Source organism: Candidatus Omnitrophota bacterium (assembly GCA_016929445.1).
Classification (GTDB): domain Bacteria; phylum Omnitrophota; class Gorgyraeia; order JAFGIU01; family JAFGIU01; genus JAFGIU01.
The window spans coordinates 46,431-55,737 of the sequence record JAFGIU010000063.1; the positions used below are offsets into that span (position 1 = coordinate 46,431).

Here is a 9,307-nt window from a genome sequence, read left to right on the forward strand (position 1 = left end):
GCTTATAACTCCAGTAATTCTACGGTCCCGCCTGCAGCCTGGACCTTTTCCCGTGCAGCCACGCTAGCCTTGTGCACAGAAATCTTGACCTTGCGTTTAAGCTCGCCCTCGGCAAGCAGCTTCACCGGCAAGGAAGCTTTGCGAATCACCCGGTTCTCCAGAAGGATTTCCGGCGTAATCTCATTTATTCCTTCGTCCAAGGATTGTAACTGCCCGGTGTTCACAATTTGATAGGCCACCTTGGGCACATGATTAAAACCAAAACGGGGCACTCGCCGGATCAAAGAAACCTCACCCCCACCCATCCAGAGCTTATGGCCGTGGCCGGCACGGGAGTTCTGTCCTGTTTGACCCTTGCCGCAGCGAACACCCTTTCCTGAGGCGCGCCCGCGGCCCCTGCGAATCGAAGAACGCCGGGCGCCGCTATTGGATTTGAGTTCATGAACCTTCATCAGTCATTCCCCTCTCGGAGCTTTTCCAGTTCTTCCTTGCTCCGAACGCTTTGCAAACCTTCAAAAGTGGCTTTCACCACATTGATCGGATTTCGGGATCCCAAAGACTTGGTCAGGATATCCTTAATGCCCGCAGCATCACAGGTGGCCCGGACCGCGCCGCCGGCGATAACACCTGTACCCTCACCCGCCGGCTTAAGAAGCACAATGGCCGCGCCCTGGCGGCCGAGAACCTCATGCGGAATCGTTGTACCCTTCAAGGAGATGGAAAACAAACCCTTGCGCGCGATGGAAACTCCCTTGCGAATCGCTTCCGCAACTTCGCGGGCCCGGCCCAATCCATAACCCACCCGGCCTTTACCGTCTCCGACCACAACCAAAGCACTGAAGGAAAACCGCTTTCCACCTTTCACAACCTTGGAAACACGGTTGATCGCAATAACTTTCTCAGTAAACTCTGTATCTCGGGGTTCCTGTTTGCCCCATCCCTGGCCGCCTCGGCCCTCGCGGCCGCCACGTCCCTGTTGACCGCGCCTGCCTCCCGAAGCCCCCCGGCCTGAACCGCCTTTACCGGGGGCAGCCGCTGCAGGCGCCTCAAGGTCCGCATCCTTTTCATCCGGAGCCTGGACGTCTTCCTGAGGCTCATCCTCTGTCGGCTGATTGTCTAAAGTCTGCTCGTCTGACACTGAATTCATACCTCCTAAAACTCTAATCCGCCTTTGCGCAGCGCTTCGGCCAGAGCCTTAACGCGCCCGTGATAACGATACCCACCACGGTCAAAGACCACTGCCTTGATCCCGGCCTCACCGGCCTTCTTGGCGAGCACTTCACCCAGTTTCGTCGCGGCTGCCACATTATTCCCACGAGGCAAGTCCTTGAGGGCCTGCTCGCTCGTACTGGCTGCCACCAGAGTGCGCGCAGCCATATCGTCAATCACTTGGGCATACAGATGCATATTGCTTCTAAAAACAGCCACCCGGGGTCTATCCGTTGATCCGCGCACCTTCTTGCGAACACGGCGGTGACGGCGATTCAACGATATCCTCTTTAAATTTTTAAAGGCCATTCCTCAACTCCTTACTACTTCGCTGCAGACTTGCCGGCCTTGCGACGAACACGCTCCCCGGCATAGCGAATCCCCTTGCCCTTATAGGGCTCGGGCTTGCAGAATCCCCGGATGCGCGCGGCGGAATACCCCACCAGCTGCTTGTCCGAGCCTTCAATCACAATCTGATTCGGTTTGGGGCACTGAATCGTGATGCCCTCGGGTGAATCAAAGGTAATGGTATGCGAATAGCCCACATTCATACTCAAAGTCCTGCCCTTCATCTCCGCACGATAACCCACACCCTCAATTTCCAGTTTACGGACAAAACCCTTGGACACCCCTTCAACCATGTTAGCGATCAGGGAGCGGGTCAATCCGTGCAGGGAACGATCAAGCTTGTTGTCCGTAGGGCGGTTCACCACCAATTCCTGCTCCTGCTTTTCCACCTTCATGCGTGGATCACAGCGCAGGGACAGGCTCCCCTTGGGACCCTTGACCGCGATATCTCTCCCATCAATCGTAATTTGTACGCCTTGCGGCACTGATATTGGTTTTTTACCCACTCGAGACATCGGAACCTACCATGCGTAGCACAGGACCTCGCCGCCAAGCTTCTGCTTGCGAGCTTCCTGTGAGGTCATCACACCCTTTGAAGTCGAAATAATCGAAGTGCCCAGACCACTGAGCACCTTCGGCAGCTTATCGCAGCCCCTGTAAACCCGAAGCCCGGGTTTGGATGCGCGCTGCAAGCCGGTCAAAACAGGCTTGCCTCCAGGCGTATACCGCAAGTACACGCGGATTGCCCCCTGCACATCTGTTTCAAGAACTCGAAAATCCTTAATCATACCCTCGGCCTTGAGAATCCCTAGAATCTCACGGGCCATCTTGGAATTACGTACAACGGTCTGCGCCTTCTTTGCCTGAATGGCATTCCGGACCACCGTCAACATGTCAGCAATGGGATCAGTAATACTCACGTTGTATTCCTTTTACCAGCTGGCCTTAACCACGCCGGGGATCTCGCCTCTGGACGCTGCTTCTCTGAAGCAGATTCTGCAGAGGCCGAAGCGCCTAACGTACCCACCTGAACGGCCGCACATATTACAGCGATGGTACTTGCGCACGTTGAACTTGGGGGTCCTATTGGCCTTCTCGATTAATGCTTTCTTCGCCATAAACTAAACTACCCCTCTTTCTGAAACGGGAATCCAAACTGACTCAGGAGTTCCCGTGACTCATCCGCCTTCTTTGCGGATGTCACCACAGTGATATGCATCCCCTGAACATGCTGCACCTTGTCCAGGTCTACCTCAGGGAAAAGGCTCTGTTCCGTAAGACCCATGGAATAATTCCCGTTCTTGTCAAAGGAACTCGCCGGAACCCCATGGAAGTCGCGAAGTCTGGGCAGAACAACACTGATAAGCTTATCCAAAAAGTGATACATAGCGGCACGGCGAAGCGTTACCTTGCATCCAACCGGCATGCCGTCCCGGATTTTAAATCCGGCGATGGACTTCTTGGCCAAAGTCACTACCGGCTTCTGCCCGGTGATCCGGCCCAGATCCCTCACCGCTTCTTCTAAAATTTTGTCGTCCTTAGACGCCTCGCCGCATCCCATGTTGACGTGTATTGCCTTGAGTCTCGGTACCTGCATTGCATTCTTGTAGCCAAACTTCTCCTGCAAGGCCGGGACGACTTTTTCTTGATAGATTTTCTCTAATCGTGAATGTTCCATGAATTTATTCCAAAGACTTGGGTGATCGAACACCCTTGTTACGCCGAGGGTCAAATAACATCACATTGGACGCGTGAATCGGCGCTTCGCGCTCCTGGATTCCGCCGAGCTCTCCCTGGCGCCTGGGACGGCTATGCTTCTTCACCATATTGATGTGTTCCACCAATACACGCTCTCTGCGCGGGAATACCGCGAGCACTTTGCCGGTCTTACCCTTGTCCTTGCCCGCAATTACGATCACATTGTCATTCTTTTTGATCTTCATACTCAGTTCCTTAAACGACCTCAGGGGCCAGAGAAATTATTTTGGTAAAATTCTTCTCGCGCAGTTCACGGGCCACAGGACCGAAGACACGCGTTCCACGGGGATTCTTCTGGTTATCGATCAAAACTACAGCGTTGTGATCAAAGCGCACATAAGTGCCGTCCGGCCGCACAATCGTATCTTTGGTGCGCACAATCACCGCCTTAACCACTTCACCCTTCTTAACATTCGTTGAAACCGTGCTGACTTCACGCACATTGGCAGTGACAATATCTCCAATTTCGCCGTAACGCTTGTTGCCGCGCCCGAGAACACCGATACACCTGACCTTCTTGGCGCCTGAATTGTCGGCAACCTGTAATAAACTGAAGCCCTGGATCATGACTCTTGCTCCACGGAAGCAGCGATCTCTCCCTGCCTGACAATCTCAACAACACGCCAGCGCTTCGTCTTCGATAGCGGACGCGTCTCGATAATGCGAACCAAGTCTCCCTTTCGGGACTCGTTCTTCTCATCGTGAGCAGCCACCTTGAGGAAGCGGGTCACTACCTTCTTGTACCTGGGGTGCGGAGTCAGGGTAGAAATCTGCACCATGCGTGTTTTCTGCATGGCATCGCTGACGATCTTCCCAACCCGCTGCTTGCGCTTTCCACGTCCCTCTGTCTGCATCAGTTTTCGCCTTTCCTTTCACGAAGGATGGTCAGTGCGCGCGCTATATCGTGGCGCACTTCGGCTATATGGCTGGATCGATCCAGCTGCCCGGAGGCAGCCTGTGCCCGCAGGTTGAACATTTCTTCCTTGAAGGCCTGCACCTTCTCGCGAATCTCGTCATCAGAAAGTTGTCTAATTTCTTGCGCTCTCATAGTCATCTCAATGGTGGGCCCTAACGACAAACTTGGTTCGAAACGGTAACTTATGTGCGGCACGGCGCATGGCTTCACGCGCCAGCTCCTGGGGTACGCCTTCTGTCTCAAAAAGCATGCGCCCGCGCTTTATGTTCGCGGTCCAGTACTCCAATGCGCCCTTTCCCTTACCCATACGGGTTTCCGCCGGCTTTTTAGTGAAGGGACGATCCGGAAACACCCGGATCCATACCTTTCCACCGCGCTGAAGATGCCGGGTTAAGGCCACGCGGGCCGCCTCCAACTGACGATTGCTCAGGCTGTGGTTCTCGAGGCTCTTAAGCCCGAACTCCCCAAAGCTCAACGACCCACCGCTTGTGGCCAGGCCCGTGCGTCTTCTGCGCTGCATCTTCCGATGCTTGACTCTCTTGGGCATTAAAAGCGCCATAACTTAAAACCTCCTTAACCGCGCCTGCGTTGAGGCTTACGTTCCGCTGCCTCATCTCTGGCTTTGGCCATCGGGTCCAGTATTTCTCCCTTATAAATATGAACCCGCACACCAATCGCCCCGGCAGTAGTGCGCGCCTCCGAAAAACCATAATCCACATCCGCCCGAAGGGTATGGAGAGGGACCTTGCCTTCATGGTACCCTTCACGACGGGACATTTCCGCTCCGCCCAAACGACCGCCACAGTGGACACGCACACCCCCGGCGCCCGCCTCCATTGCTGCGGAAACAGCCTTCTTCATGGCCCGGCGATGGGAAACGCGCTTTTCAAGTTGGAAGCAAATATTTTCGGCTACCAGCTGGGCTTCAATCGCGGCGTTCTTGATCTCCCGGATTTCAATTTGAACCTCCCGCCCCGCAATCTTCTCTAAGTCATCCCGAAGCCGGTCAATCTCAGTGCCCCGGCGCCCGATCAGAACCCCCGGACGGGCCGTGTGCACAAAAACGCGAATCTTTTCACCGGAGCGTTCGATCTCGGTTCGCGCAATGGCCGCCTGCGCAAAATTCTTCTTAACGTGTCTGCGAATCCGCATATCCTCATTGAGGATTTTGGGGAGCGAGGCCTTGTCCGCATACCAGCGGGAGTCCCACTGACGAATATAACCTAACCTATAACTGACCGGATGAACCTTTTGACCCACTTAAGCCCTCGCTTTCGATTCCTCTTTACCGGCCGGCCGCTTCACATCCAGCTCCACAGCCAAATGACTGGTCCTCTTCAGAACCCGCGTGGCGCGCCCCATCGGCACAGCCATCCAGCGTTTCCAACTCGGCCCACCGTCTGCAGTAATCTTCGAGATATACAGCTCCCCCGCATGAACACTCCCGTCACGGGTGGCGTTTGCAGTGGCTGAGCGGATAACCTTGCTCAAAAGCTGCCCGGCACGCTTGCCCATAAACTCCAGTTCTGCCAAGGCCTGCGGCACCTGCTTGCCCTGTACCGCAGCGGCGACCAGGCGCGCCTTGCGCGGAGAAACCCTGGCATGTCTCCAAATCGCTTTACCCTTCATTACTTCTTTCCAATCTTTCCGGCAGATGCCTTCTCATTTCCACCATGGCGACGGAATGTGCGCGTAGGAGAGAACTCCCCCAGCTTATGGCCCACCATATTCTCAGTGATAAACGCAGGGATAAACGTCTTGCCGTTATGAATCGCAAATGTATAGCCCACAAATTCCGGAATAATCGTTGAGCGACGGGACCAAGTCTGCAAGGGTCTCTTGTCTCCGGACTTGGAGTAACGCTCGAATTTTTCTACCAGCCGGGGATCAACGTACGGGCCTTTTTTTAGTGAACGCCCCATATTTCAGTATTCCTCCGTCAAAAACACTTTGATGACTCTACTTCTTACGCCTACTTGGCCGCTTTCTCACAATAAAGCGATCAGATGCCTTGCGAAGCTTACGGGTCTTATACCCGAGGGTCGGTGTACCCCAAGGAGAAACAGGATGCGGATTTCCGGAACCCGCCTTACCCTCACCCCCTCCATGAGGGTGATCCACCGGATTCATTGCCACACCTCGAACCTTAGGACGGCGCCCCATCCAGCGGGAACGCCCCGCCTTACCCGAAACGATGAGCAGGTGATCCAAAGGACTGAGTTCACCCACAGTGGCACGGCACTTGAGAGGAATCAACCGGACTTCACCCGAGGGCAGTTTCACATGCCCCATCTTGTCCTCTTTGGCTAAGAGCTGGGCCGAAGTCCCTGCCGCGCGCGCCAATTCCCCGCCCTTACCGGGAATCAATTCAATATTGTGAATCGGTGTGCCGGTGGGAATTGCCCGAAGCGGAAGGGTATTCCCAGGTTTAATTTCCACATCCACACCCGCGTGGAGCTGCTCACCGACTTTGATACCCGCCGGACAGAGCACATAGGCTTTCTCCCCGTCAGGATACTGCACAAGGGAAATACGCGCGGAACGGTTAGGATCGTATTCCACGCTCAAAACCACAGCAGGGGCATCTTCACGCAACCGCTTGAAATCAATCAAACGGTAGCGTCTCTTGTGACCCCCGCCGCGACGGCGCATGGTAATGTGCCCGTGACTATTCCGGCCCCCGGACTTCTTCAGAGGGCGCAGCAGGCTCTTCTCGGGATTGGTGCTTGTGATATCGGAAGTGCTCTGCGTAACCGCGTAGCGCCGTGACGGGGTTGTGGGTTTATATCGTTTTACAGCCATGTCAAATTGTCTCTATCTTATTTTCCGGGGCTAATGTCACGATGGCCTTCTTCCAATTAGGAGTCTTGCCGATCTGATGGCGAACACGGCGGTTCTTTCCCCGCATTGTCGCCGTATTCACTTGCTCCACTTTGACCTTATAAATTTGTTCGACCGCCCTGCGAATCTCGATTTTGTTCGCTGTCATCGAAACTCTAAAAAGGTACTTTCTCAAGGGCTCCATCGATGCGCCCTTTTCAGTCCGCATCAGAGAAACAATAACGTCGTGGGAGGTTCTCATGAGGACACCTGTACCCTCTCTACAAGCTTGCCGAATGCATTCTCCGTAATCACCAACTTGCCGTGAGTCAAGAGATCCCGGACTCCGATTTGATCAATTGAAACCACGCCCACGCCTCGAAGATTCCTTGCTGACTTATAAATTAACGGCGCCACTTCATCAGTAACCAACAAAGGACGGTCTTTGAGGACTCCGAATGCCTCAAGTTGGGAAACCATGGCTTTGGTCTTGGGCTGCTCAGGAGTGCTCCACTCTTTGATGATAACAATCTCTTCAGCCAAAAGCTTTTCGTTAAGCACCCACCGGAGTACAGCGCGGCCCAGCTTCCTGGGCACCTTCTGGGAATAGTCCCGGGGCCTCGGCCCCCAAACAGTGCCCCCTCCGCGCCAGATCGGAGATCTGCTGGAACCATGGCGTGCGCGGCCGGTCCCTTTCTGACGCCAAGGTTTAACGCCCCCTCCGCTCACCTCACCACGATGCTTGGTGGAAGCATTGCCCTGTCTCTGATTGGCTTGGGAACTGACCCAAACCTGGTGGATAGCGTTACGATTGGTTTTCCCGTCAAAAACCTGGGGATCCAAAGAAAGCTTGCCCACCCGCTTTCCATCCGCATCCAATACAGGCAATATCTGTGATTCTTTTAACTTGCTCGTCGCCATCCCTATGACTCTTTCTTCTCTTCGCCCTCGGGCTCGGGAGCTTCTTCAGCAGTCTCTTGGTTTTTCTCAGGAGCCCCGTCAACAAGGCCTTCTGCCTGGGCTTCCAAATCCGCAACAGCCTCCACAGCCGCCTCTTGGACGGCCTGAGAAGCCTCGTTCACCACCTCTTCCTCAACCGGGGCTTCTTCCTGAACCTCTGGTTCGGGTTTGACGCGCTCGATACGCGGACTCATCTTCTTCTTAACTGCATGGCGAATCACCAAACAGCCTTCCTCAGAACCCGGGACAGCGCCCCTGATGAGGAGAAGATTCCGATCGTAATCCACAGACACCACCCGCAGATTCTGAACAGTCTGTGTCACATTTCCCATATGCCCGGGCATGTGCAGCCCGCGAAAAACCCTGGACGGGCTGGAACTCTGGCCGATGGAACCCGGCGCACGGTGGCTCATGGAACCGTGGCCCCCTGGCCCTCCGCGCCAATTCCAGCGCTTCATGCCCCCGGCAAAACCTTTGCCGATGGTCGTGCCCGTCACATCCACCCAGTCACCCTCCTGGAAGACATCCACGGTCACTGAGCCGCCGACCTGGTATTGCTCAGGCACATCCTTCACACGGATTTCCCGCACAAAACGCTTGGGGCTCACACCCGCCTTCTTGAAATGACCAAGAGCTGCTTTGGTGCATCGAGCAGCCTTTTTATCCTCAAAGGCGATTTGAAGCGCAGAATACCCATGACTTTCCTGCGACTTCACCTGCAGAATAGGACAAGGCCCTGCCTGCACCACAGTCACGGGAACGCGGTCCCCTTCCTCTTTAAAGATCTGAGTCATCCCGATTTTTCTACCCAAAATAGCAAGCTTCTGCATAGCGATCCTAATAGAAACAAAAAAGACATCTATAAAGTGAGGTCTTTTCGTGGGTTACTTGATTTCTACATCGACTCCCGCGGAGAGGTCCAGCTTTCTCAGAGCATCAATGGTTTTGGCGGTAGGATTGATGATATCAAGGAGCCGTTTATGGGTCTTGATCTGAAATTGCTCGCGCGCTTTCTTGTCAATGACCGGACCCCTCAATACGGTGAAGATCTCCCGCTTGGTAGGCAGAGGAATGGGCCCGGAAACACGCGCCCCGGTCCTCTTTGCTGTTTCCACGATTTCAAAAGTGGATTGGTCCAGGAGCCGGTGGTCAAAGGCCCGCAGCCGAATCCTGATTTTTGTCTGAGACATTGCTAACCTTCCTTACTACTCGTAGATTTCGGCGACGACGCCGGCACCAACCGTACGGCCACCTTCTCGAATCGCGAAACGCAATTCCTTCTCCATCGCGATCGGC

21 protein-coding genes are annotated in these 9,307 nt (G+C 54.6%); all 21 read right to left on the bottom strand.

What is annotated here, in order from left to right; genetic code table 11:
* Positions 1-2: 2 nt before the first annotated feature.
* Complete coding sequence (rplO, locus tag JW937_05580; GenBank protein ID MBN1586885.1) at positions 3-452, bottom strand: 50S ribosomal protein L15; 450 nt, start codon at positions 450-452, stop codon at positions 3-5.
* Positions 452-1,147 (bottom strand): 30S ribosomal protein S5, encoded by a 696-nt coding sequence (rpsE, locus tag JW937_05585; protein MBN1586886.1) that lies wholly within the window; start codon positions 1,145-1,147, stop codon positions 452-454. Before rpsE ends, rplO begins: the two co-directional genes overlap by 1 nt.
* A 5-nt stretch (positions 1,148-1,152) precedes the next feature.
* A complete protein-coding gene (locus JW937_05590; protein ID MBN1586887.1) occupies positions 1,153-1,518 on the bottom strand; it encodes a 50S ribosomal protein L18 in 366 nt (121 codons plus the stop codon).
* Positions 1,519-1,532: 14 nt separating this feature from the next.
* Positions 1,533-2,072, bottom strand: a complete 540-nt coding sequence (rplF, locus tag JW937_05595) for a 50S ribosomal protein L6 (GenBank protein ID MBN1586888.1) — start codon at positions 2,070-2,072, stop codon at positions 1,533-1,535.
* Positions 2,073-2,078: 6 nt separating this feature from the next.
* Positions 2,079-2,477 carry a 30S ribosomal protein S8 gene (gene rpsH, locus JW937_05600; GenBank protein MBN1586889.1) on the bottom strand — a complete coding sequence of 133 codons (399 nt, stop codon included), beginning with the start codon at positions 2,475-2,477 and terminating at the stop codon, positions 2,079-2,081.
* Between the two features lie 12 nt (positions 2,478-2,489).
* The gene (locus tag JW937_05605) at positions 2,490-2,675 is read right to left on the bottom strand and encodes a type Z 30S ribosomal protein S14 (protein ID MBN1586890.1); all 186 of its coding nucleotides are present in this window, start codon (positions 2,673-2,675) and stop codon (positions 2,490-2,492) included.
* Between the two features lie 8 nt (positions 2,676-2,683).
* On the bottom strand, positions 2,684-3,235 hold the full coding sequence (gene rplE, locus JW937_05610; protein ID MBN1586891.1) for a 50S ribosomal protein L5: 552 nt from the start codon (positions 3,233-3,235) through the stop codon (positions 2,684-2,686).
* 4 nt (positions 3,236-3,239) lie between these two features.
* Positions 3,240-3,500, bottom strand: coding sequence for a 50S ribosomal protein L24 (gene rplX, locus JW937_05615; protein ID MBN1586892.1), 261 nt, complete (start codon positions 3,498-3,500; stop codon positions 3,240-3,242).
* A 10-nt stretch (positions 3,501-3,510) separates the two neighbouring features.
* Complete coding sequence (gene rplN / locus JW937_05620; GenBank protein MBN1586893.1) at positions 3,511-3,882, bottom strand: 50S ribosomal protein L14; 372 nt, start codon at positions 3,880-3,882, stop codon at positions 3,511-3,513.
* Positions 3,879-4,169: a 30S ribosomal protein S17 gene (gene rpsQ, locus JW937_05625; protein ID MBN1586894.1), complete on the bottom strand. Its 291-nt coding sequence runs from the start codon at positions 4,167-4,169 to the stop codon at positions 3,879-3,881. The genes rplN and rpsQ overlap by 4 nt, the downstream gene beginning before the upstream one ends.
* Positions 4,169-4,363 carry a 50S ribosomal protein L29 gene (gene rpmC / locus JW937_05630; GenBank protein ID MBN1586895.1) on the bottom strand — a complete coding sequence of 65 codons (195 nt, stop codon included), beginning with the start codon at positions 4,361-4,363 and terminating at the stop codon, positions 4,169-4,171. Before rpmC ends, rpsQ begins: the two co-directional genes overlap by 1 nt.
* A gap of 7 nt (positions 4,364-4,370) precedes the next feature.
* Positions 4,371-4,790, bottom strand: a complete 420-nt coding sequence (gene rplP / locus JW937_05635) for a 50S ribosomal protein L16 (protein MBN1586896.1) — start codon at positions 4,788-4,790, stop codon at positions 4,371-4,373.
* A gap of 14 nt (positions 4,791-4,804) precedes the next feature.
* Entirely contained in the window at positions 4,805-5,491 is a 687-nt protein-coding gene (rpsC, locus tag JW937_05640; protein ID MBN1586897.1) for a 30S ribosomal protein S3, read from the bottom strand.
* Positions 5,492-5,860: a 50S ribosomal protein L22 gene (rplV, locus tag JW937_05645; GenBank protein ID MBN1586898.1), complete on the bottom strand. Its 369-nt coding sequence runs from the start codon at positions 5,858-5,860 to the stop codon at positions 5,492-5,494.
* Positions 5,860-6,153 (bottom strand): 30S ribosomal protein S19, encoded by a 294-nt coding sequence (gene rpsS / locus JW937_05650; protein ID MBN1586899.1) that lies wholly within the window; start codon positions 6,151-6,153, stop codon positions 5,860-5,862. The genes rplV and rpsS overlap by 1 nt, the downstream gene beginning before the upstream one ends.
* A gap of 37 nt (positions 6,154-6,190) precedes the next feature.
* On the bottom strand, positions 6,191-7,033 hold the full coding sequence (rplB, locus tag JW937_05655) for a 50S ribosomal protein L2 (GenBank protein MBN1586900.1): 843 nt from the start codon (positions 7,031-7,033) through the stop codon (positions 6,191-6,193).
* Position 7,034: 1 nt separating this feature from the next.
* Positions 7,035-7,313 (bottom strand): 50S ribosomal protein L23, encoded by a 279-nt coding sequence (gene rplW, locus JW937_05660; protein MBN1586901.1) that lies wholly within the window; start codon positions 7,311-7,313, stop codon positions 7,035-7,037.
* Complete coding sequence (gene rplD / locus JW937_05665; protein ID MBN1586902.1) at positions 7,310-7,972, bottom strand: 50S ribosomal protein L4; 663 nt, start codon at positions 7,970-7,972, stop codon at positions 7,310-7,312. The genes rplW and rplD overlap by 4 nt, the downstream gene beginning before the upstream one ends.
* 2 nt (positions 7,973-7,974) lie before the next feature.
* The gene (gene rplC, locus JW937_05670; protein MBN1586903.1) at positions 7,975-8,841 is read right to left on the bottom strand and encodes a 50S ribosomal protein L3; all 867 of its coding nucleotides are present in this window, start codon (positions 8,839-8,841) and stop codon (positions 7,975-7,977) included.
* Positions 8,842-8,895: 54 nt separating this feature from the next.
* Positions 8,896-9,201: a 30S ribosomal protein S10 gene (gene rpsJ / locus JW937_05675; protein ID MBN1586904.1), complete on the bottom strand. Its 306-nt coding sequence runs from the start codon at positions 9,199-9,201 to the stop codon at positions 8,896-8,898.
* Positions 9,202-9,216: 15 nt separating this feature from the next.
* Positions 9,217-9,307 (bottom strand): elongation factor Tu (locus tag JW937_05680; GenBank protein MBN1586905.1); only part of this gene is annotated, 91 nt, incomplete at its 5' end.

Coding starts and splice junctions, on each gene's coding strand:
- rplO (MBN1586885.1), bottom strand. CDS start 452: ATGAAGGTTCATGAACTCAAATCCAATAGCGGCGCCCGGCGTTCTTCG.
- rplP (MBN1586896.1), bottom strand. CDS start 4,790: ATGGCGCTTTTAATGCCCAAGAGAGTCAAGCATCGGAAGATGCAGCGC.
- rplV (MBN1586898.1), bottom strand. CDS start 5,860: ATGAAGGGTAAAGCGATTTGGAGACATGCCAGGGTTTCTCCGCGCAAG.
- rplE (MBN1586891.1), bottom strand. CDS start 3,235: ATGGAACATTCACGATTAGAGAAAATCTATCAAGAAAAAGTCGTCCCG.
- rplW (MBN1586901.1), bottom strand. CDS start 7,313: ATGAGAACCTCCCACGACGTTATTGTTTCTCTGATGCGGACTGAAAAG.
- rpmC (MBN1586895.1), bottom strand. CDS start 4,363: ATGAGAGCGCAAGAAATTAGACAACTTTCTGATGACGAGATTCGCGAG.
- JW937_05590 (MBN1586887.1), bottom strand. CDS start 1,518: ATGGCCTTTAAAAATTTAAAGAGGATATCGTTGAATCGCCGTCACCGC.
- rplN (MBN1586893.1), bottom strand. CDS start 3,882: ATGATCCAGGGCTTCAGTTTATTACAGGTTGCCGACAATTCAGGCGCC.
- rplD (MBN1586902.1), bottom strand. CDS start 7,972: ATGGCGACGAGCAAGTTAAAAGAATCACAGATATTGCCTGTATTGGAT.
- rpsS (MBN1586899.1), bottom strand. CDS start 6,153: ATGGGGCGTTCACTAAAAAAAGGCCCGTACGTTGATCCCCGGCTGGTA.
- rplC (MBN1586903.1), bottom strand. CDS start 8,841: ATGCAGAAGCTTGCTATTTTGGGTAGAAAAATCGGGATGACTCAGATC.
- rpsJ (MBN1586904.1), bottom strand. CDS start 9,201: ATGTCTCAGACAAAAATCAGGATTCGGCTGCGGGCCTTTGACCACCGG.
- JW937_05605 (MBN1586890.1), bottom strand. CDS start 2,675: ATGGCGAAGAAAGCATTAATCGAGAAGGCCAATAGGACCCCCAAGTTC.
- rpsE (MBN1586886.1), bottom strand. CDS start 1,147: ATGAATTCAGTGTCAGACGAGCAGACTTTAGACAATCAGCCGACAGAG.
- rplB (MBN1586900.1), bottom strand. CDS start 7,033: ATGGCTGTAAAACGATATAAACCCACAACCCCGTCACGGCGCTACGCG.
- rplF (MBN1586888.1), bottom strand. CDS start 2,072: ATGTCTCGAGTGGGTAAAAAACCAATATCAGTGCCGCAAGGCGTACAA.
- rplX (MBN1586892.1), bottom strand. CDS start 3,500: ATGAAGATCAAAAAGAATGACAATGTGATCGTAATTGCGGGCAAGGAC.
- rpsQ (MBN1586894.1), bottom strand. CDS start 4,169: ATGCAGACAGAGGGACGTGGAAAGCGCAAGCAGCGGGTTGGGAAGATC.